At 38.0% G+C, this 20592-nt stretch carries 21 protein-coding genes and 3 tRNA genes; 7 read left to right on the forward strand and 17 right to left on the reverse strand.

Going from position 1 to position 20592, the window contains the following annotated elements; genetic code table 11:
- Positions 1-106: 106 nt before the first annotated feature.
- From B5X76_RS04555 to B5X76_RS04570, 4 genes are all read right to left on the reverse strand, one after another.
- Positions 107-700 carry an RNA polymerase sigma factor gene (locus tag B5X76_RS04555; protein WP_079641668.1) on the reverse strand — a complete coding sequence of 198 codons (594 nt, stop codon included), beginning with the start codon at positions 698-700 and terminating at the stop codon, positions 107-109.
- A gap of 471 nt (positions 701-1171) precedes the next feature.
- A tRNA-Lys gene (locus B5X76_RS04560) sits at positions 1172-1244 on the reverse strand.
- 152 nt (positions 1245-1396) lie between these two features.
- On the reverse strand, positions 1397-2638 hold the full coding sequence (locus tag B5X76_RS04565; protein ID WP_079641670.1) for a hypothetical protein: 1242 nt from the start codon (positions 2636-2638) through the stop codon (positions 1397-1399).
- Positions 2635-3207, reverse strand: a complete 573-nt coding sequence (locus B5X76_RS04570; RefSeq protein ID WP_079641672.1) for an RNA polymerase sigma factor — start codon at positions 3205-3207, stop codon at positions 2635-2637. The genes B5X76_RS04565 and B5X76_RS04570 overlap by 4 nt, the downstream gene beginning before the upstream one ends.
- A 163-nt stretch (positions 3208-3370) precedes the next feature.
- On the opposite strand from B5X76_RS04570, the gene B5X76_RS04575 reads away from it, so the two are divergent.
- Positions 3371-4273 (forward strand): class I SAM-dependent methyltransferase, encoded by a 903-nt coding sequence (locus B5X76_RS04575; protein ID WP_079641674.1) that lies wholly within the window; start codon positions 3371-3373, stop codon positions 4271-4273.
- 33 nt (positions 4274-4306) lie between these two features.
- On the opposite strand, the gene B5X76_RS04580 is transcribed toward B5X76_RS04575, so the two are convergent.
- Together B5X76_RS04580 and B5X76_RS04585 are read right to left on the reverse strand one after the other, a co-directional pair.
- Entirely contained in the window at positions 4307-5107 is an 801-nt protein-coding gene (locus tag B5X76_RS04580) for a DNA alkylation repair protein (protein WP_079641676.1), read from the reverse strand.
- Positions 5107-5745 (reverse strand): peroxiredoxin-like family protein, encoded by a 639-nt coding sequence (locus tag B5X76_RS04585; RefSeq protein WP_079641678.1) that lies wholly within the window; start codon positions 5743-5745, stop codon positions 5107-5109. Before B5X76_RS04585 ends, B5X76_RS04580 begins: the two co-directional genes overlap by 1 nt.
- Before the next feature lie 229 nt (positions 5746-5974).
- Between B5X76_RS04585 and B5X76_RS04590 the strand changes: the two genes are divergently transcribed.
- On the forward strand, positions 5975-6319 hold the full coding sequence (locus tag B5X76_RS04590) for a winged helix-turn-helix transcriptional regulator (RefSeq protein ID WP_079641680.1): 345 nt from the start codon (positions 5975-5977) through the stop codon (positions 6317-6319).
- A gap of 83 nt (positions 6320-6402) precedes the next feature.
- Here the strand turns inward: B5X76_RS04590 and B5X76_RS04595 are convergent.
- The 9 genes from B5X76_RS04595 to B5X76_RS04635 form a co-directional block, all read right to left on the reverse strand.
- Positions 6403-6475: transfer RNA gene (locus B5X76_RS04595), tRNA-Lys, on the reverse strand.
- A gap of 132 nt (positions 6476-6607) precedes the next feature.
- Positions 6608-7609: a GTPase ObgE gene (obgE, locus tag B5X76_RS04600; protein ID WP_079641682.1), complete on the reverse strand. Its 1002-nt coding sequence runs from the start codon at positions 7607-7609 to the stop codon at positions 6608-6610.
- A gap of 18 nt (positions 7610-7627) precedes the next feature.
- A complete protein-coding gene (locus tag B5X76_RS04605) occupies positions 7628-8203 on the reverse strand; it encodes an adenylate kinase (RefSeq protein WP_079641684.1) in 576 nt (191 codons plus the stop codon).
- A 75-nt stretch (positions 8204-8278) separates the two neighbouring features.
- Positions 8279-8352 (reverse strand) — tRNA-Arg (locus B5X76_RS04610).
- Positions 8353-8540: 188 nt separating this feature from the next.
- The gene (locus tag B5X76_RS04615) at positions 8541-11747 is read right to left on the reverse strand and encodes an efflux RND transporter permease subunit (protein WP_079641685.1); all 3207 of its coding nucleotides are present in this window, start codon (positions 11745-11747) and stop codon (positions 8541-8543) included.
- Between the two features lie 23 nt (positions 11748-11770).
- Positions 11771-12826: an efflux RND transporter periplasmic adaptor subunit gene (locus tag B5X76_RS04620; RefSeq protein ID WP_079641686.1), complete on the reverse strand. Its 1056-nt coding sequence runs from the start codon at positions 12824-12826 to the stop codon at positions 11771-11773.
- A gap of 14 nt (positions 12827-12840) precedes the next feature.
- On the reverse strand, positions 12841-14184 hold the full coding sequence (locus tag B5X76_RS04625) for a TolC family protein (protein WP_079641687.1): 1344 nt from the start codon (positions 14182-14184) through the stop codon (positions 12841-12843).
- 4 nt (positions 14185-14188) lie between these two features.
- Positions 14189-14794 carry a TetR/AcrR family transcriptional regulator gene (locus B5X76_RS04630; protein WP_079641689.1) on the reverse strand — a complete coding sequence of 202 codons (606 nt, stop codon included), beginning with the start codon at positions 14792-14794 and terminating at the stop codon, positions 14189-14191.
- 131 nt (positions 14795-14925) lie between these two features.
- A complete protein-coding gene (locus B5X76_RS04635) occupies positions 14926-15582 on the reverse strand; it encodes an NUDIX hydrolase (RefSeq protein ID WP_079641691.1) in 657 nt (218 codons plus the stop codon).
- Between the two features lie 142 nt (positions 15583-15724).
- On the opposite strand from B5X76_RS04635, the gene pfkA reads away from it, so the two are divergent.
- The 3 genes from pfkA to gap are packed head-to-tail and all read left to right on the forward strand — an operon-like array spanning position 15725 to position 18569.
- On the forward strand, positions 15725-16708 hold the full coding sequence (gene pfkA / locus B5X76_RS04640; RefSeq protein WP_079641693.1) for a 6-phosphofructokinase: 984 nt from the start codon (positions 15725-15727) through the stop codon (positions 16706-16708).
- A 7-nt stretch (positions 16709-16715) separates the two neighbouring features.
- The gene (locus B5X76_RS04645) at positions 16716-17564 is read left to right on the forward strand and encodes a hypothetical protein (protein WP_079641695.1); all 849 of its coding nucleotides are present in this window, start codon (positions 16716-16718) and stop codon (positions 17562-17564) included.
- A gap of 6 nt (positions 17565-17570) precedes the next feature.
- Positions 17571-18569 carry a type I glyceraldehyde-3-phosphate dehydrogenase gene (gap, locus tag B5X76_RS04650; RefSeq protein ID WP_079641698.1) on the forward strand — a complete coding sequence of 333 codons (999 nt, stop codon included), beginning with the start codon at positions 17571-17573 and terminating at the stop codon, positions 18567-18569.
- 56 nt (positions 18570-18625) lie between these two features.
- Here gap and radC read toward each other — a convergent pair whose 3' ends face one another.
- Positions 18626-19312, reverse strand: a complete 687-nt coding sequence (gene radC, locus B5X76_RS04655) for a RadC family protein (RefSeq protein ID WP_079641700.1) — start codon at positions 19310-19312, stop codon at positions 18626-18628.
- A 147-nt stretch (positions 19313-19459) separates the two neighbouring features.
- Between radC and B5X76_RS04660 the strand changes: the two genes are divergently transcribed.
- Both B5X76_RS04660 and B5X76_RS04665 read left to right on the forward strand, forming a co-directional pair.
- The gene (locus B5X76_RS04660; protein ID WP_079641702.1) at positions 19460-19918 is read left to right on the forward strand and encodes a peptidylprolyl isomerase; all 459 of its coding nucleotides are present in this window, start codon (positions 19460-19462) and stop codon (positions 19916-19918) included.
- Between the two features lie 19 nt (positions 19919-19937).
- Positions 19938-20342, forward strand: coding sequence for a DUF5606 family protein (locus B5X76_RS04665; protein WP_079641703.1), 405 nt, complete (start codon positions 19938-19940; stop codon positions 20340-20342).
- A 119-nt stretch (positions 20343-20461) separates the two neighbouring features.
- Here B5X76_RS04665 and B5X76_RS22350 read toward each other — a convergent pair whose 3' ends face one another.
- Positions 20462-20587 (reverse strand): hypothetical protein, encoded by a 126-nt coding sequence (locus tag B5X76_RS22350; RefSeq protein WP_262507900.1) that lies wholly within the window; start codon positions 20585-20587, stop codon positions 20462-20464.
- Positions 20588-20592 lie beyond the last annotated feature (5 nt).

The following is a 20592-nucleotide window of genomic DNA, read 5'->3' on the forward strand; positions in this document are numbered from 1 at the left end:
ACAATAGTGATTTTTTTATAAAAACACACAAAACACTATTAATCAGTAAATTAATTTTTATAAAAACACATGTATTAGATAAGAAATTGTGGGGCAGGCATGTCTTTTACAGGCGATTCAGAATTAAAAAGGCGAACAAGATAGACTGTACATGCGCATGATGACGGATATATAGACGCAAGGCTTTGAGGGCTCTAACCACATAGGTTTTGGAGGTGTAGACAGAAATACCTAACTGTTCGGCTATCTCTTCGTGTGAGAGACCGTGATAGCGGCTAAGCATAAATACTTCTCTAATATTAGCTGGCAATGTATCTATCCCATTTTGCAAGCAATTTTCCAGATCTTTAAACAAGATTTGCTGTTCAGGTCCCGGCGCATCATCCCTCAGATGGACAATCAGATTTTCTAAATTCTCGGTGACCAGAACGCGCTTCTTTAAAAAGTCGAGACTGGCATGTCGAGCGACTGTATAGATGTAAGCATCCAGATTACGTATTTTAGGCAGTTCTTCCTTGTTGTTCCAGATTTTAATAAAAATTTCCTGAGTAAGGTCTTCCGCCTGGATGTCGGATTTGACCAGCATATGTACTAAAGTATAAATACGGGGCCAGTAAGTCGCAAAGAGTCTTTGGTAAGCTTCATTTGTCCCTTCTGAAAGCTGTGTTAACCAATCTTCATCAATAATTAATTCAGACATATACTAAACCTTCCAAAAACAAGCAATTGAGTTGAATATCAATTCAAAACACACTTTTATCAACGTGCGGCACAAATTTAGGTAATTCTACTTAATTATCAACTCATACCTTTCTGATTCAGGTTCATATTGATGTCACATTATAAGTACGGAAAACTTTCATTTTCCCCAAATACATTCATCGACTGCCCCGTCTGCTTTATCAAACGCTCCGCTTGATTAATCTCCTACCTCAGTTGATTCATCATCCAGCTCATTTGATTCATCAGTTGCCGCACTTGATGTAACAGCCGACGCAAAAGGACATCCTAATTCGAGATCCTTCCGTCACTGCCGGATTACTTATACCCGCTGGGATTGGTTCAGCCCCTCAACCCCCGAACACATCCCTGAACCTCCGTTGAATAAACCCCTTGGCTTCGACCCTAAAGGGCACAAAAAAAGCCTCAACTTTCGTTGAGGCTTTTTTTGTGATCCCGCTGGGATTCGAACCCAGGACCCATACATTAAAAGTGTATTGCTCTACCAGCTGAGCTACGGAATCCTAATTCTTTATTTGAATTATCCTTCGTTTGAAGTGATGCAAAGGTAGAAAAAATATTTGTAATTGCAATGATTTAGCAAAGATAAATCCAATAATTACTACTCTTATTTAAAACTAAATCATCAAAAAAAAGCTATTAATCTGATTCAAAATCACTTAAACCTGTACGCTAGCCCTACCCGAAAATATCTATTTTTATGATTAAATGAACCAAGCAAGTTATAAATGCGATAGGGTGTTAATACTTGATAGCTTCCTCTTAGATCAAATCGCTTGAAATGAACGTTAACTCCACTTGAAAAACCGAAATTTATCCGATTTACGCTCGTGTTTGCCAAAGCTGAGTTTATCTCATTACTGCGAAAAAGAGTATCACGTATGTCAGCAACAGGGCCTAATTGCGTTAATGCGGACGACTGGCTTATTGGAAAATTAACAATTACACCAGCATTCAAGCTGACAAGCTCCGAAACCTTATACTCAAGCTTAAGCGGTGCATCTAGTACAAAAAGCTTTCGTTCATCTGTAACTGTAAAGGAATACCGTAAAGAATCTGGTCTAAAAAAACTAGGATGACTAAATTCTCCTTCAATTTTTTGTTTACTATTTACTTGAATACCTAGGTTAATAAGCCAATTGTCATTTAATACGAAATCACTAAAAAGTCCAACAGATAAATTAGCCCCCTGTCTTCCTAAATTCGTCCCTACTTCAATACCATAGCTATACGGTACTATTGTAAAGTCACCCCAATTTCGAATATTTTTCGGCCTTCTCTTCTCTACCTTTTCATCGATTACTTTTGATTGTTCACTTCGACGGCTTACCTGCATCCCTATATCATGTAAGATACGCGAGCTGTCCTTTCTTGAAATACAACCTTCCTCTACGTTGTCATAAACCTCAAAATTTTGTTCTTTAATAGGGATAGAGCTGCTTGCTATTCCGACTTTTCGGTCAAGAATTATATCAGATTTGATCATCATTGATTTAGAATCGATGGAATTCACCCCCTTATTGCCCTTTGGTTGGAACAGTATTGAATCTATAGCCACCACTTGTTTAATCACTTTTTCTTCAATGTCAATAGGATTATCTATTGAATCTAAAATACGTCTTTCTATCTTTTCGTTCATGACAGGACTAGTCTTCCTTTCCGGGCTACCAACAAATAGTGTTACCGCAACGATAACAACAACGGGTGACAGATATCCGACAATTTTCAATATCCTCCTAACGAATGATGTCGTAGGGCCTGTAAGTCCTGAAGCCGTCGGCAAGTTTTTGTCTAATATTCCCTCCATTCCTTTCCAAGCCTCGCCGGAAGATTGTTTGATAGGAATCTTGCTTAACTTATCGCTCCATAATTTGTGATACCACACTGATTTTCTCATGATCTTTTATTTTTCAGAGGGTTATCAATTATTGAATTTGTCAACATTATCCGCAACTGTTTCTTTGCTTCCGATAGATGCCAACGAGATGTTCCTTCACTTATTTCTAATTGCTCGGCAATCTCCTTATGAGAGTATCCATCAATGACAGAAAGATTAAATACAATTTGAGTTGCAACTGGTAATAGTCTGATAAGCTTTAAAACATCCTCGGCAAAGAGCTTATCCAGAACCGTAGGCTCCATAAAGACATCTTCATTGTTTTCTTGAATTTCAAAATGGTCAAATCGAGCTTCCTTTCGTCCTAAATCTATACATGACCTTACCATAATGGTGTTTATCCAAGCACCTAACTCTCCTTTCTTTGAATCGAAAGTACCAATATGCTGAAACACTTTTAGGAATCCTAAATTGAGTGCTTCCTGAGCCAACTCGTCTGACCTCAGATACCTAAAACATAACCGCAGCATATCATCATAATAAAGCTTGTATAAAACTTCCTGGGCTTGGCGCTTATTGGCTTTACAGCCTTTCACTAGCTTGCTGTCCTTACTAAAAAAAAGATCCATTCATACGATTTAGCGACCAATTTCTAATTAACACTATAATAGTATTACGTAACGGTTCTATAAGATGTTGGGTAAAATTAAAAAAATATATTTCTACAAATAAATCCAAATTCCTCCAAACGTTTAGTTAATTATCTGCGTAATTATCATAAAGCATTATGATATGTCCTACAGAAACAGCTACAACAGACACAATGAATGGTACGACAAACAGTTCCCTTCGGAAGATTCTAAAATTGAAGTCTATCAAAGAAGGAGAAATATAGAAAAAAACAGCCTAGCAAATTGGCTTCAAGATATTTTTTTTGAATGTTTATCTCCTCTATTGCACAAAAAAGACAAAGAATGGCTTACTGTAGGAGATGCTTATGGTTTTGACGCCGAGTACATATTAAACTCTAAAAATCAAGCTCTTGCCACAGACTTAAACACAAAATTCCTTAATATTGCACAACGAGAAGGGATAATTTCGGAATGCAAAGCCGAAAATGCAGAACAATTAAGCTTTGCAGACAATAGTTTTGATTATGTGCTGTGTAAAGAATCCTACCATCACTTTCCAAGACCTTACACGGCTGTATATGAAATGCTCCGTGTTGCTCAATCTGCCGTGGTTATTATGGAACCACAGGATCCCGTCTCAAAAATGCCTTTCCTGCTCTTCTTGAGCAATCTTTTGGCTACATATCCTAACAGTTTACGAAAAATATGGAAAAATCAGTTCTCTTACGAACCAGTCGGCAATTTTGTTTATAAAGTATCGGAAAGAGAGTTTGAAAAGCTTGCTGCTGGCCTTGGTTTAAGATTGGTTGCTTTTAAAACAATAAACCCGAGCTTTTGGTTCAAGGGTGCTGAATATGTCTCGATGAAAAATAAAAAAAAACTATTCTTACATATTAAATTGAAAAAGACTATACTGGATTTCTTAGTAAAGATAAAATTTCTTCCGGCTCAAACATTGGTGTCTATTATATTTAAAATAGTACCAGACAACGATACAATCAACTCACTAAAGAAAAATGGCTATCGTCTTGTTTATATACCTAAGAATCCTTATTTAACCTAAACTCACGATAGCCGTCTATGTCTTTTTTTTTAACTATTTATTTAAAGTCCTTAGTGCTTTCTTTAAAATGTAATGGGTCTCTTTTGATTTACTTTGAGCACCCCAACGTTCACACACCTCTTTTACAAAATGAGGACTCGATTTACTCGCGTCATTGAGCCAATTTCCGACACTATCCTGTACATATCGCGATGGATCGGATTTTAACACATCCAAGATCGGTAACCCTAAGACTGGTTGCTGTTTTAATTCCTCAATATGCTTGCTCCAGACACCACATGGCCTCGTCGCTTCGCTAGCAAACCGCCTAACATTATCATCAGGATCCAATATCCATTCTGAAAGAAGAGAAATGCTTTCTTTTAAATTGGCAATAATCGACTCACGTACGACCATCCAACTTATTTCACGAACTCCAAAATGTCCATCGGCCGCAAAAGGGCGAATCTGTACAAGCATCTCGCCTATATTCAAATTTTTATTTTTCCCGATACTATATGCGGCCCAACACCGAACTAAATCGGATCGATGCTGGGATAAGTGGGAAAGAAAAAGGCTATCGCTATTTTGCGTTGCGTGTAGATAAAGCTCGTAGCCTATCGTCGCATTTACTGTATTTGTAGTTTCTTTCTTCAGTTGATTTATCTTATGTAAAACAGGCTCTAGATACTCGGTACGATTACTTTCTTGAAGCATATGCCTGAGTAGTTCTTTCTTATCCACGGCCAACCATTCCACCAGGTTGGCGGTTTCCATTTCACCACGATTTAAACGATTCAGAACATCCTCTGGAATGTCATTTACACGCCTGGCCCCCCTTCTGGTTTCGCTCATTACAATTGTTCAATAAGTTCTTCTATATCTAACCGATTCATGTAATTACTGTCTACAAATTTGTAAACAATACTATAATCTGTGTCAACTACAAACACAGCAGGAACAGGTAATTCATTATTTTCATTCGCATTGAACATAGAAAGGTTTATACCTAAGCTATTGTATACTGATACTGCGTATTCTTGGAGTTGAAAAGAAATACCGAGCATTTGGGCTAGCTTATTATCTTTATCTGTCAGTAATTCAAATTCAAGATTGTGATTTCCCATTAATTCTTGATTATAATGAGATAACTGTGGAGAAACTCCTACAAGACTCACCTTTCTATCATCGAGCTCTTTTAAACGAGCTTGCAGCGCTTGTAACTCAAGATTACAATAAGGACACCAGCTACCACGAAAGAAAGCTACAATTACCTTCCCCCTTTTTAATAGTCCATCTAATTCTATCGTCTTATTTTTCCAATTAGTCAAACTAAAATTTGGAAACTTCTGCCCAAGTTGCGCGCTAGTTTCTGCTATATTCTGCTTTTTCAAATCTTCAATCGATTGTTCAAAAACTTCAACGATATTCGATGGAAGCTGACTCGCAAGAGCTTCGTTTAATTCGTCAATTTGTTGCTTTAATTTTTTCATATTAACCTTTTTATTTCATGAGCTTGTTGGCTCTATTTCATTTTTAATTGTTATTAACTCCGCGCCATTTATCGAAATGGAATATGTAAATTACATCCATTGCTCACCGCACCGTTCCGCTGGAAGAATATTTTGTATTTTTGTTTGTTATTTTTGCAAAGGTTTGAAAGTATTCTGAGAACTACAATACCGCATATAATTAGCCCTATGGGGCAAAAAAGTCACTCTTATGAAATTAAAGCAACAGGCTATAGAAGAAAAAATATGTCCATTAGAATTTGCTGTTAATGCCATCAGTGGAAAATGGAAAATCCCAATAGTATGGCGTATAAACGAAGGTGAAAAAAGACCTAGCGAAATGTTAAGAGGAATCGCGAAAGTAGATAGAAGAGTCTTAAATCAGCATCTAAAAGAGATGGAGCAAGATGGAATTTTGACCAAGAAAATTTTTAATGAGCTCCCCCCACGAGTGGAGTACTCTCTTACACCACTTGGACAAAGTTTAGTAGATGTATTATGGAATTTAAATGACTGGGGAAAAGTTTTATTAGATACAAAAAAGTCCCAAACATAACCTTGATTCTAGAATCGAACCCAAGGGTTCAATTACTAGGAGATAAAAACAAAAAAAGCAACTCTTTTGAAGTTGCTTTTTTGTGATCCCGCTGGGATTCGAACCCAGGACCCATACATTAAAAGTGTATTGCTCTACCAGCTGAGCTACGGAATCTTAATTCTTTATTTGAATTACCCTTCGTTGTTTGAAGTGCTGCAAAAGTAGGCATTTTGATTGTTTTTGCAAATATTTATCTACTTTTTTTATCAACTTATCTAAAAACAACTCATTATTAAGCTTTTATTTTTAACCTTCATTAATTGCTTTCCATAACATATCCTTCAAAGGAAGAATATTCTTGTTCGCTACAGAAGATATAAAAATATAGGGGATATCTTTTGGCAATTGAGCCTTCATTTCTTCTTCCAATTCTTCATCCAACATATCTGACTTGGTTATTGCCAATAATCTCGGTTTCACCAAAAGTTCATCATTATAAGAAGTCAATTCATTTAGAAGAATATTATATTCCTCTTCAATAGTACGATCGGTATCTGCTGGAACCATAAACAGAAGTACAGAATTGCGTTCGATATGTCTTAGAAATCTAATTCCTAGACCCTTCCCTTCTGATGCCCCTTCAATTATACCAGGAATGTCTGCCATAACAAAAGATTTGTTATCGCGATAACCGACGATACCTAAATTAGGCACTAGTGTCGTAAAAGGATAATTTGCGATTTCAGGCTTCGCTGCCGAAACAACAGATAATAGCGTAGATTTACCTGCATTTGGAAACCCAACTAAACCAACATCTGCTAGAACTTTAAGCTCGAGAATCACCCATTGTTCAATCCCTGGTAGTCCGGGTTGGGAGAATCGCGGTGTCTGTTGTGTAGAAGACTTGAAATGCCAGTTTCCCAAACCACCTTTTCCTCCTGCCGTAAGAATTTTCGTCTCTCCTTCCTCCGTAATTTCAAAAAGGATTTCACCTGTCTCTGCATCTTTAGCAACTGTACCCAAAGGTACTTCAAGAACTTCGTCGTTTCCGTTTGCACCGGTTCTTAGCGCAGAACCACCTGGTCCACCAGATTCGGCAATAATATGCTTTCTAAACTTCAGGTGTAATAACGTCCAGTGCTGCGTCGACCCTTTGAGGATAATATGTCCCCCTCGTCCACCATCGCCACCATCTGGGCCGCCCTTGGCCGTGAATTTGTCCCGATGCAAATGCGAAGAACCAGCCCCTCCATGCCCTGACCTACAACACACCTTTACATAGTCAACAAAATTAGAACCCTGAGCCATAAAATTATCTATAAAAAATTAAGCGATATAACTATCGATCACCTGAGATAACTCCGAGAAAATAGTATCGATATCACCAATACCATTTACTTTAGAGAGTTTATTCTGAGCCTCATAATAAGGCAGAACATGTATTGTCTTTCCGAAATATTCTTCAATACGTTTTTTCAACTTATCAGCAGCATCATCTGCACGACCAGAAATCTCCTGACGCTTAGCGATACGTTGTGTTAACTCTTCTTCATTAACATCTAATGCTATAACTCCAGATATAGCGCTATTATTATCTACTAAAAATTGATCTAATGCTTCTGCTTGTGCAACTGTACGTGGAAAACCGTCGAAGATAAATCCTTTTGCTTCTGGATTCTTTTTGATCTCCTCTTCTAACATCGCAATCGTGATAGAATCAGGAACTAAATTTCCTTCTGCAATCATCTGACTTACTTGTTTACCTAAATCAGTCTGATTTTTAATATGTGCACGAAAAAGATCTCCTGTAGAGATATGCACAAGATTATATTTACTAATTAGTTTTTCTGATTGTGTACCCTTTCCTGCTCCTGGAGGACCGAATAATACAAGGTTTAGCATAGTGTTGAGTAATTTTTGGTGACAAAAATAAAAGCCTAATTCGTTAAGAGAATTAGGCTTTTCAGTTAACTAATGTGCGCACCAAGGGAGTCGAACCCCTAACCTTCTGATTCGTAGTCAGATGCTCTATCCAATTGAGCTAGGAGCGCAGCGACCATCACTTCTTTAGGTATAGCCTATTTCGTTTTGGTGATGCAAATATAGAGATTTAAAAACTTTATCCAAACATTTTTCCTAGGTTATTCGCAAAAAGGGCACATTTTTCTTCTAAGCCGCTAAAAAAAGGAAAGCGGGAGGACTTCACATCCTCCCGCCCTACCTACGAAACCAGTGACTACTAATGCTTTACATCCATCTCATCGACATAATCTTCATTTGGCACGTAATCTGCCACGATTAATTCTTTATAATTAACATCTTGACCTTTGCCAAAGCGTCTTTGTAAGCTATCAAAAATTGAATAGACTACTGGCACTACAACCAGTGTCAAGAACATTGAAGACAATAGACCTCCAATAATTACAATGGCTAATCCTCTATTGGTATCGGCAATACCCCCTGTCGCCATCGCAATAGGAATCATACCAAACACCATGGCAATCGTTGTCATTAATATTGGACGAAGACGAGCATGGTTTGCAGCAACCAAGGCGTCATGTGTAGTCGCTCCAGCTGCCTTCTTATGATTTGCGAAATCCACCAATAAAATTGCATTCTTCGCCACCAAACCAATCAACATGATAATACCTAGAATCGTAAAAATATTTAACGTTTGATTCGTCAGTGCCAACAATAATAAAGCTCCAATAAATGATAGCGGTATCGAGAACAAGACTACAAATGGTGTTGCAAAGTTATCATACAAGGCAACCATTACAAGATAAACCAATATAATCGAAGCTAACAACGCAACTCCTAATGTACCGAATCCTTCTTCTTGATTCTCCATATTACCACCCCACATCGTATCTACACCTGTTTTCTTCTCTAACTTATCAAACTCTCTTTTCCATTCTTCGGATACAGTACCTGCTGGACGTCCAATGACCTGTGCTTTGACAGCCACTGACGGGGTCTTGTCACGACGCTCTAACAAAGTAGGGCCCGAACCGTAAGAAATGTCCGCAAACTGTTCCAAAGTAACAGAAGCTCCTTGATTGTTGATAAACTTCAACTTACGCACATCGTCTATACTAGCCCTTCCTTTATCATCAAACTGTATATTGATATCATACTCGTTGTCGCCTGCGCGGAATTTATTATCGGTATTTCCTGAGAACGCAACCTGCATCGTACTACCTACTGTAGCTACATTCAACCCTAGGGAAGTCATTTTATCACGATCTACTTTGACATTAATTTCTGGGTTACCCGCTTCAGAAGACAATCTAACCTGAGACGACCCTGGTATCTTCTTCAAAATATCAGCCGCTTTATTCGCAAAATCCAAAGCATCCTCCATCGAAGTACCAATCACGGTTAAGTGTACCGGAGCCTGCTCAGCTCCCATAAGCCCCATATTGACTGTACGTACAATTGCACCAATTAATTCATTCTCTAATTCACGTTTTAACTCTGCGGAATATACTTTAGAATTTAACACCCCAACATATTCGTCTTTTAAGATCACGTGAATCTCTGATTTGTACCTAGATCCTGATACACCTCCCATACCACCATCACTAGACTGTCCTACTGTGGTAATCAATCTTTTCACTTCAGGTTTTGACGCGATTAGATTTTCTGCGCGCTGTGTTAACTGGTTGGTTGTCTCTAATGAAGCATCTTTTTCTAACTCTAGCTGTATCATAAACTCCCCTTTATCATTTGCAGGGAAAAAGTCTCCTCCAATATAACCTAAGATCGGTAATGATAATGAGGCAAAGAATAACGTAACAGCTATCACCAAAGTGATAATTTTATTACCTCTGGTTCGCAAAGACCATTTTAAGATATCGGAGATCCAATGCGTGAATTTGGAAAGACCTCTTTCAAATCCTAAGATAATCCGTCCAAAGAAAGAACTTGAATTAATATGTTCTAATCTACCAAAGCGAGAATACAACCAAGGCACTACGGTGAATGAAACTAGTAAAGATAGTCCTGTGGCAATGATAACTGTAACACAAAATTGAGCCAAAATATTAGCCACCAAACCTGTAGACATCGCTATTGGCAAAAACACAACCACAATTACTAACGTAATCGCCGTTACGGTAAATCCAATCTCTGCAGCACCATCATATGCTGCACGCACCTTGTTTTTACCCATCTCCATATGGCGGTGGACATTCTCGATTACAACGATAGCATCATCGACCAAAATACCCACCACTAGAGACAATCCCAATAAAGACATCAAATTTAAGGTGTAACCCATAAAGTAAAACCCAATAAAGGTTGCCACCAGAGACAAAGGAATCGCTACCATCGTAATAGCCGCATTACGCAAACTATGCAAGAAGAATAGCATGATGAAACCTACCAATATGACGGCTACTACTAAATCTTTCATTACGTGATTGGCCGAGTCCAAAGTATACTCACTGGAGTCATTCGCAACCAGAACCTGTATACCTTCTTTCGCATAATCTTTTTCAATCCCCTTAATGACATTGCCCTCTTTATCTTTTGTTGATATTGTCGCCTGAACCAACTTAGACACGGCTACAGCATTCGCATCTGATTGCTTATACACCTGCATCAAGATCGTGTTTTTCCGATCTAACCTTGCCACTTTTTCGATCTCGGCTACCCCATCTTGAATATCTGCAATATCACGAAGAAAAATAGTCACTCCTGCAGGGGTGGTGATAGGTAGATTACGCAATTCTTCAACCGAACTAACCTTACCAGCTAGACGAATAGTATTACGCTTTTCACTGGATTGCACACTACCGGTAGGGAAATCCATATTGGACGCACCAATAACCTGTTGAATCTGCGAAATACTCAAGCCGTAACCTTCTAGTTTCTCCGGATCCACCTTCACCTGTATCTCACGCTCTTCACCACCGATCATATCAACCTTAGCTACACCATTGATACGAGCAAAAACAGGCTGTATTTTTTTGTCTAATAAATCATACAATTCCTTCTCAGATAAACTAGAAGTAACTGCTAAACTCATGATTGGCATATCGTCCAACGAGAATTTATTCAAGATCGGAGGATCGACATCGTCAGGCAAATCATTCAAAATGGAATTGATCTTACGCTGTGCATCCGTGAGCAAAAAGTTAACATCGGCTTCATCATTTAATGTCACAGCTACTACTGAGACACTTTCCATGGATGTAGCTTCAATTTTTTTAACCATTTCAAGTGAAGAAATAGCATCTTCAATCTTCTTGGTAACGGTGTTTTCCACCTCTGTTGGAGACGCTCCTGGATATACTGTCTGAATCAAAATAACTTTGATATCAAACTTAGGAATAAGCTCATACCCCAGTCGGGTATAGGAAAATATACCACCAAGGATCAAGATGATAAACATCACAATGATCAAACTTGGTCTTTTTATCGAAATTTCTGAAATCTTCATATTATTTACCGCCTGTTCAGATTTTATTTAATAATAGAGATTGGTGCCTGATCAAACACATTGATTTGACCAGAAATAATAACTTGGTCGCCTGTATTTAGGCCTCCCAATACTTCAATATAATCGCCGAAACTTCTTCCTGATTTAACTGTTGTAGCTACTGCTTTACCATTTTTAACGACAAACACTTTATTGTCACTTACAGAACCAAGGAAGGCTGTACGTGGTATCACAAGGACATTTGCAGTAGCAGCATCACCAAACCGCGCGGTTCCGTACATACCTGCTCTCAATTCGTTATTTGGGTTAGAAACTTCAATCTCTACCGGGAAATTCAAACTACCGTCCGACTTGGGTGCTATAAATATTATTTTACCGGTATAAGTCTTATCGGGATAAACACTTACTCCTACGTTGACAGTTTGCCCTACAGCTAATGTCGCTACATTTTTCTCATCAACATTTACACGTAGCTTTAGCGTGCTCACATTTACGATATCGAAAGCTGCGGCGCCGGTGTTCACGTAAGTACCTGGCTCGATCTTACGCGAGTTTACAATACCTGAAACAGCAGTTTTTATGGTCACATCTCCTGCAGTTAATTTTGCACTACGCAAGTTATTTTTAGCATTTTCGAATTGAAGCTTAGCCTGATCCAATTGCTGTTGAGTAACTCCTCCAGTACTAAAAGCACTTTCAAATCGTTGTACATTTTGCAACGCATTATCGTAGTTTGCTTGAGCATTTGCAACATTTACGTTCAACTTATCCCCTTCTACGATAGCAAGTGTCTGACCTGCACTAACTCTTGACCCTTCACTTACTAAAACTTTCACCACACGGCCTGGAGTTTCAGCCGATACAGTAACCTCTTGCTTAGGCATGAAATTACCATTTGCTACGTATGCTAAGTCCACCATTTGTGTACGTGCAGTATCTACACGTACCGCAACTTTCTCATTAGTAACAGCCGCGGCAGCAGTTATCTCCTCATTATTTTTCTTATTCTTATTTAGCAAATAAACAATACCAGCCAACAGAATTGCAATACTTATTATGGTTATTATAACACGTTTCATATTATATATTTAGATTATTTTTCGTTTACTAATGATTTTAATTGTCCCTTAGCTTTAATCAACTGAATTTCTGCAATCTTGAAATTGAGCAAAGATGTATTCAAATTATTCTGAGCATCAGCATATGCATTCTCAGCATCAAGCACTTCTGTCAATGTAGCTAGTCCATTTTTGTAGTTATTCTCTGTGTCGGACAATACTTCTTTGGCTAGCCCAACATTCGAACGATTCGTATTAATGGTTAACAATGAATTTTTTATTTGAGCTCTAGCGTTATCATTAGCCAAACTTAAAGCTAGTTTAGTATTTTCTAGTTCAACCTCCGCTTGTCTTAACTGGATAGTCGCCTGATTAATTTTTGCCTTAGTCAATCCTCCGTTAAAAATCGGAATAGAAAGATTTAAACCGATAGCCGAGAAGGGTGACTTACTTGCAGCATTACCAAAAAAAGGCAACTTCTCACCAATTCCCATATAACCTAGATTCCCAGTCAAAGATAAATTAGGGTAGTAATCTGCTTTTTTAGAATCACGATTTAACTCCAATAATTGCGTTTGTTTTTCTAATAGCTTGATTTCAGTTCGTGTGGACAAATCATAATCTTCCAATATCACTGTATTTTGATTAACCTCGAAGGTCTCCTTGGGCATATTGACCTTTTCTTGAATAGGCATCCCAATTGCAAATTTCATTGCATTTTCTTTTAACTCTAATGCATTGATAACTATCTGTCTATTTGCTTTCAGATTATTTACAGCAACATTAATTCGGTCAAGATCGATTTTTCTTCCCAAACCAGCGTCAACTAAACCCTTTATTACATCTCTAGTTTTAGTCGTGCTGTTTAGATTATTATCAATTGTTTGAAGTTGTAGATGACTTTGAAAAACATCATAATAAGAACCTGCAACTTTTTCGATCAATTGTTCATCTGTCAATTCCTTATTTATCTGATAGAACTCCTTGGTCGTTTTTGCAGCTTTCAATCCTGTGAATAAAGCTTGATTAAATATCTGTTGGTTAACACTCACCACAGCTTGGGCTTGCCACGGTTGTCCAAACTTCATAAACATAAGCGTCGGTTGACCGCCCTCTGGGGTCATGGAAATAGCATTCTCTTGAATCAGGGGATTGTAAGTCAAACTACCCTGTCCATTAACCTGTGGTAAACCTCCTGCTCGTACCTCATCAATTTGATATTGTGCATTCTCAAGTTCCAAGGCAGATTTTTTTGCATCTGCTTTATTTTCTAATGCATACTTTATAGCTTGTTGCAGTGTCAAAACCTCCTGCGCATTTGCATACGCACCAGCGAATACACCTGCTAATAAAACTGCAATAATTCGTATCCTTTTCATTTAGTTAGTTATTTGTAACGATTCTTTCCTCAAAAATTAATCTGATAGCTCTCTTTTGACTTTCTAATATATGACCTACATTATCTCTATTTGGAATTCCCGACATGATGTCTTGTACATTATGCATAATACCTACCGATTTCATGATCTCTACAAAAGAAACACTTGCCTCTTCGATGTCTCGGATATGAACACCTCCCATTTCAACAGCTTTCAAAAAAAGCTCCTTAATGGCAGATATATCCCGCTTATACAAATTATCGATTACGGATGTGATTTCAACTCCTTTGATCCATTCCAAGTTTTCATCGATATGAAGCATGTAATACTTACTAAGATATGTCGCCCGAAGATCCACAATATTATACAAGGTCTGAATCAGATCTCCATTATAGTTATCTATAAGATCCCATTCCTTTTCATAAAGTTCATCCGCAACCAGCCCTATAGCATCTCTAATTAAGGCTGACTTATCTTGGTAGTAATAGTAAAGATTTGCTTTGGTAATTTTCATATCCTCAGCGATTTCGTTCATTGTGGTTTTATTAAATCCATAATGACAAAATCTTCTTAAAGCAACATCAATGATTTCCTCTTTGCGCTTATCCATTTTTCACTTTTACCTTCTGACTTTTATTAAAATTTGTTCAAAAGTACAGAAAGAGGAAGTGGAATTCTTAAGAATCGTAAAAAAAAACAATTCTCTGACAAAACAAGAGGGCTGTAATTCGGGAATTTTGTTTATGTAAAAAGCTTATTAAACTTTTTCTTATCGATTTTATAAAGACGGGCCGCTCGATAAGATACGCCGGTTTGATACTCATCAAGTTCCTTCAGATAGCCTAAATTCCCCATTTTTTTGCGAAAGTTCCGCTTGTCTAAAGGTTCTCCTAGTATAGATTCATAGATCTGTTGCAGCTGCGTAAGAGTAAACTTTTCTGGTAGAAGTTCAAATGGTGTAAGTGAGAAAGTCAGGTTCGTTTTCAATTTATGCAATCCTATATGCAGTATATCTTTATGGTCAAATGCGAGATCAGGCACATTATTCACATCAAACCATTTGGCTTGCCGCATATAGTTTGTGACAGGCTTCACCTTATTCTTTACGTCTTCGTAACGTACCAACGCCATAAAAGCCACAGTAAGTATACGCCCCTCGGGGTGTCTCTTTACTCCAGCAAATGCAGCCAACTGCTCTAAATAAATATCTTTTAGGCCCGTATTTTCGTACGAAATTCTTTTCACAGCATCCTCCATCTCCTCTTCTTTGTCCACAAAATAACCAGGAACGGCCCACCAATCTTTATAGGGGTATTCATTTCTTTCGGTAAGAAGAACTTTTAATTGTCCTTCGTGAAAAGTCAGGATCAGACAGTCTACAGTAAAAAAGGAAAGCACAAACTCTTTATTTTAAGTAACAAATCAGCTAAATATTAGGCAATATTGCTTAAAAATTACAAAAGAAGCAAAAAAAAAGCGTTAAAAATTTAATAGTGTAAGAAATACACACTATATTCGTATTGCCTAAAATTAGTTTGATTTGAAAAAAATAACGAACATCGGTGTCTTTACTTCAGGTGGCGATGCACCAGGAATGAATGCAGCTATTCGCGCTGTTGTAAGAACCGCAATATACGAGAACATACAGGTTACTGGTATCTACAGAGGATATCAAGGAATGATCGACGCAGAATTTATCGACATGAATCGTCGTTCAGTAAGCTCTATTATACAAAAAGGAGGAACCGTCTTAAAATCGGCTCGCTGTCTAGAGTTCAAAACGAAGGAAGGGCGTCAACAGGCTTACGACAACATCCGTACGCAAGGCATAGATGCGCTAGTAGCTATCGGTGGTGACGGCACGTTTACTGGAGCGGATCTATTCTCTAAAGAATTTGATATCCCTGTAATGTGTATTCCGGGAACTATCGACAACGACCTATATGGTTCGGATTATACCTTAGGATACGACACGGCCAACAATACGGTGATAGAGGCTATAGACAAAATACGTGACACCGCATCTTCGCATAGTCGGGTATTTTTTGTTGAAGTAATGGGGCGGGATTCGGGATGTATTGCACTGAATGCTGGTGTAGGAGGTGGTGCAGAGGCCATCTTAATGCCAGAAGTCGACAGCGGTATTACCGAACTTTTTGGTGAACTTGAGCTGGCTGAAAGCAGAAATAAAAGTTCCATGATCGTCATCATAGCAGAAGGAGATAAAAACGGTGGTGCTTATAATGTTGCAAAAATTGTTAAAGAAAAATTCAATCATCTTGACATCAAAGTTAGTATATTAGGGCATCTTCAACGCGGCGGTTCGCCCAGCAGTTTTGACCGTGTGTTAGCAACACGAATGGGGTTCAAAGCAGTAAAAGAACTTCTTAATGGTAATAGCAGAGCTACAGTGGGTTTACGGGGAACAGCAATTGTGACCACACCACTTGAGGAAGCTTTAAGCAAAAAGGAATTCAAACTGGACGAAGAATTGCTAGCTATTGCTAACATAATGAACAAATAATAGAGTCATGATTTTAATAATTTTCACTGGATCAAGATACGCCGATTGGCGCCTAACCGACAAAGGTAAAGTTCTTCACGGATTTAGAACTGCAGGAATAAATTCATACATTCAGGATGAAAATTTCATCAACCAACTCTTAAACAAAAACACTGACCTACTTTACAACGCGGAAAAAGTTCGTAAAATATTCTTTTTCGGGGCAGGTGCCTCATCAAAAGATCGTCAGGAAAAAATTGTACAGGTATTTTCTTCTTTTTTTAAGAATGCCAGAGTAAGGGCTTCACACGATCTTGATGCCGCTGCAATCGCTACATTTGGTGATGAGAAAGGTATTGTGGGAATCATCGGATCTGGCTCAAATGCCGCTTATTTCACAGGAAAGAAGATTGTAGAAAACAATTATGGCTTAGGCTATATACTGGCTGACGAAGGTTCTACCAACTGGCTAAGTAAACAGATATTGCAAGATTTCCTCACTGAAGCTATGCCTAATGGATTCCGGGAAAAGTTATTGGAAAGACACAATATTGATCGAAAGACAATTTTAGAAAAAATATACAACACCCCAAATCCAAATATATTTCTCACCTCTTTTGCGGACTTCATACAGGAAAACAAAAACGACCCTTATATGACATCTATTATTAAGAGAGGGTTGGATTTATACATCAAAACCTATCTTCTCCCCTTAGCAGACAACTATCCTGATTCGCCGATATCGTTAACGGGATCTGTAGCTTACAACTATAAAGAGTGGTTGATTGAATTGGGAAATGAGTATCATTTGGGCATCGAAAAAATCGTCAAAGAGCCCATTCAAAATTTAACAAAGTATTACATAAATAAAAATTGAAAAAAAATGAAAATTGGAATTAACGGATTTGGCCGTATCGGTCGTTTAGCATTCAGAGCTGCTGTGGGTCGCAAAGATATCGAAGTTGTCGGAATCAATGACTTGGTAGAGCCTGATTACATGGCTTACATGTTAAAATATGACTCAACGCACGGAAGATTTGACGGCACTGTTGAAGTAAAAGATGGTAATCTAATTGTTAACGGAAAAACAATCCGTGTTACAGCGGAGAAAGATCCGGCAAACTTAAAATGGAATGAAGTAGGCGCCGAAATCATCATTGAATCTACAGGCCTATTCTTAACACAAGAAACTGCGCAAAAACATATCGATGCTGGTGCTAAAAAAGTAATCATGTCTGCTCCTGCGAAAGATGACACACCTACTTTCGTAATGGGTGTAAATCATAACGAATTGAAGGCAGAGCAAAACATCGTTTCTAATGCATCTTGTACAACAAACTGTCTAGCTCCTATCGCCAAAGTATTGAATGACAAGTTTGGTATCGTAGAAGGACTTATGACTACTGTACACGCAGTAACAGCTACACAAAAAACCGTAGATGGTCCTTCAGTAAAAGACTGGAGAGGTGGACGTGGTGCATACCAAAATATCATCCCTTCATCTACTGGAGCAGCAAAAGCTGTAGGCCTGGTATTACCTGAATTGAAAGGTAAATTGACAGGTATGTCTTTCCGCGTACCTACGGCAGACGTTTCTGTGGTGGATTTAACTGTCCGATTAGATAAAGCAGCGTCTTACGAAGATATCAAAGCAGCAATGAAAGAAGCTTCTGAAGGCGAATTGAAAGGTATACTAGGCTATACAGAAGATGACGTAGTATCTACAGATTTCTTGGGCGACGCGCGCACTTCTATATTTGATGCAAAAGCAGGTATCTCATTAAATGATAACTTTGCCAAAGTCGTATCATGGTACGATAATGAGTGGGGATATTCAAACAAGATCATTGATTTAGCTGAGGCAACAGCAAAATTCATTTAAGAATATATAAAACAACAACCAAAACAGGGAGCTCAATATAAGCTCCCTGTTTTTAGTTAAAGTAACCCCTCATCCCTAAAGCTGTAATAGCTGCTATCTGTAAATATCAAATGATCATTGACACGAATATCCATTATACGAGCTGCTTCGCTTATCTTTTGCGTCAGTACTTTATCAGCCTGGCTGGGAGACAATGTGCCTGACGGATGGTTATGAATCAAAATAATAGAGTTGGAATTACTTTGTAGGGCGTAACGCAGTATAATTCGTACATCTACCGGCGTAAAATCATTACCTCCCCTACCAATCAACTGCTCATTCAATACCTTACAGGCGGTGTTCAAGTATATAACCCAAAATTCCTCATGTGGTAGATCCTGTAAATATGGCCTAAAATAAGTATAAACCTTCTTGCTACTATTCAATATAGCTGCGTCTTGTTGGTTCTCGCCTTTGCGCCGCCGTCCTAATTCCAGGGCAGCAACTATAGCAATAGCTTTGGCTTCGCCTATTCCTTTATAGCCACACAATTGCGAAACTTCCATTTTGGATAATTCTCCAAGGCTATTTTTTGAATCGTTTAGAATCCGTCTACACAACTCGACAGCTGTCTCCCCCCTCGAACCAGAACCAATAAGAATAGCCAATAACTCCGCATCTGTAAGGGCACGTCGTCCCTGTTCTAACAATTTCTCTCTTGGGCGATCCGATTCTGCCCATTCACGAATAACAAGCTTACTCATAATTTCTAAAAGTAAATAACTGATTTTCTTAAAATTACAAAAACGGAGCAACTTAACAAACTTTAACTCATCTGGATCAAACTGAGACGTATATTCTTTAGCTAAAAAAGCCTATCTTTGTACCTCGAAAACAAAATTTATTTAGTAATGAGTAAAGCAATTATCAAGACAGAGAAAGGCGATATGACTGTAGAGTTCTATACAGCAGACGCTCCTAATACCGTTGAAAATTTCATTAAGTTGGCTAAATCTGGTTTTTACGACGGACTTGCTTTTCACCGTGTGATCCCTGATTTCGTTATTCAAGGGGGATGTCCTAACTCGAAAGAAGGAGCTTCAGGCATACCTGGAACAGGCGGTCCTGGCTACAAAATAGACTGTGAGTTGACAGGGGAAAACCAATATCATGACCGTGGTGTATTATCAATGGCACACGCTGGTCGTAACACAGGCGGTTCTCAGTTTTTCGTATGTCACAGCCGTAACAACACAGCTCACCTAGACCGTAATCATACTTGCTTCGGTAAAGTGATAGAAAATGTAGATATAGTAGATGATATCCGCCAAGGAGACCGTATTTTAGCTATTGAAATAATAGAAGATTAATAACCTTTAAACCAAAAAGATGAATTTAAGAGCTTTAGTATCAGTAACAGGTAAACCAGGTTTGTTTAAGCTTATCGGTCAAAACAAAGGTGGTTTTATCCTAGAATCTCTAGATAGCGCAAAAATTAAATCTGTAGTCAATCTGAACACCACAAAAATGGCTACTTTAGAAGATATAACAATCTATGGTGAAGAAGAAGAAATTCGTCTATTAGATGTTCTTGAGAAAATTAAAGCTGAAGGAATAATCGTTCCGGACACAAAATCTAACGGTGAGACATTGAGAGATTTTTTCAGAAATGTAGCTCCTGGACACGATGAATCCCGAGTATATACCTCTGATATAAAGAAAATAATCACATGGTATAATATCATAAAGGAATTTCCTTTATTCGAAGAAGAAGCTCCAGCTCCTATTCAATAAAAAATAAAAGGTCTGATAAACATCAGACTTTTTTTTGATCCAATGGGTACAAAAAAAATGCTTCGTATGGAAAGCATTGCATGTGTGACGTTAAAGTCTTTAATAAAGTTAATCTAATGTTAACGTTTTTTCTTGTTTTTAGCCTCTCTCTCGGCAGGTCTTTCTACAAATCCCCAATTTGTCATATAAAACATAAATGGATTGTGCTGTAGGTTCGTGTTTTTTTCTTTTCTTTTTTTAATCATATTTT

This window comes from Sphingobacterium nematocida, assembly GCF_900168125.1.
In the GTDB taxonomy this organism is placed as follows: Bacteria; Bacteroidota; Bacteroidia; order Sphingobacteriales; family Sphingobacteriaceae; genus Sphingobacterium; species Sphingobacterium nematocida.

Excerpts from the sequence above, each read along its gene's own strand:
- B5X76_RS04555 (WP_079641668.1), bottom strand. The coding sequence starts at position 700 with ATGTCTGAATTAATTATTGATGAAGATTGGTTAACACAGCTTTCAGAA.
- B5X76_RS04565 (WP_079641670.1), bottom strand. The coding sequence starts at position 2,638 with ATGAGAAAATCAGTGTGGTATCACAAATTATGGAGCGATAAGTTAAGC.
- B5X76_RS04570 (WP_079641672.1), bottom strand. The coding sequence starts at position 3,207 with ATGGATCTTTTTTTTAGTAAGGACAGCAAGCTAGTGAAAGGCTGTAAA.
- B5X76_RS04575 (WP_079641674.1), top strand. The coding sequence starts at position 3,371 with ATGTCCTACAGAAACAGCTACAACAGACACAATGAATGGTACGACAAA.
- B5X76_RS04580 (WP_079641676.1), bottom strand. The coding sequence starts at position 5,107 with ATGAGCGAAACCAGAAGGGGGGCCAGGCGTGTAAATGACATTCCAGAG.
- B5X76_RS04585 (WP_079641678.1), bottom strand. The coding sequence starts at position 5,745 with ATGAAAAAATTAAAGCAACAAATTGACGAATTAAACGAAGCTCTTGCG.
- B5X76_RS04590 (WP_079641680.1), top strand. The coding sequence starts at position 5,975 with ATGAAATTAAAGCAACAGGCTATAGAAGAAAAAATATGTCCATTAGAA.
- obgE (WP_079641682.1), bottom strand. The coding sequence starts at position 7,609 with ATGGCTCAGGGTTCTAATTTTGTTGACTATGTAAAGGTGTGTTGTAGG.
- B5X76_RS04605 (WP_079641684.1), bottom strand. The coding sequence starts at position 8,203 with ATGCTAAACCTTGTATTATTCGGTCCTCCAGGAGCAGGAAAGGGTACA.
- B5X76_RS04615 (WP_079641685.1), bottom strand. The coding sequence starts at position 11,747 with ATGAAGATTTCAGAAATTTCGATAAAAAGACCAAGTTTGATCATTGTG.
- B5X76_RS04620 (WP_079641686.1), bottom strand. The coding sequence starts at position 12,826 with ATGAAACGTGTTATAATAACCATAATAAGTATTGCAATTCTGTTGGCT.
- B5X76_RS04625 (WP_079641687.1), bottom strand. The coding sequence starts at position 14,184 with ATGAAAAGGATACGAATTATTGCAGTTTTATTAGCAGGTGTATTCGCT.
- B5X76_RS04630 (WP_079641689.1), bottom strand. The coding sequence starts at position 14,794 with ATGGATAAGCGCAAAGAGGAAATCATTGATGTTGCTTTAAGAAGATTT.
- B5X76_RS04645 (WP_079641695.1), top strand. The coding sequence starts at position 16,716 with ATGATTTTAATAATTTTCACTGGATCAAGATACGCCGATTGGCGCCTA.
- gap (WP_079641698.1), top strand. The coding sequence starts at position 17,571 with ATGAAAATTGGAATTAACGGATTTGGCCGTATCGGTCGTTTAGCATTC.
- radC (WP_079641700.1), bottom strand. The coding sequence starts at position 19,312 with ATGAGTAAGCTTGTTATTCGTGAATGGGCAGAATCGGATCGCCCAAGA.
- B5X76_RS04660 (WP_079641702.1), top strand. The coding sequence starts at position 19,460 with ATGAGTAAAGCAATTATCAAGACAGAGAAAGGCGATATGACTGTAGAG.
- B5X76_RS04665 (WP_079641703.1), top strand. The coding sequence starts at position 19,938 with ATGAATTTAAGAGCTTTAGTATCAGTAACAGGTAAACCAGGTTTGTTT.
- B5X76_RS22350 (WP_262507900.1), bottom strand. The coding sequence starts at position 20,587 with ATGATTAAAAAAAGAAAAGAAAAAAACACGAACCTACAGCACAATCCA.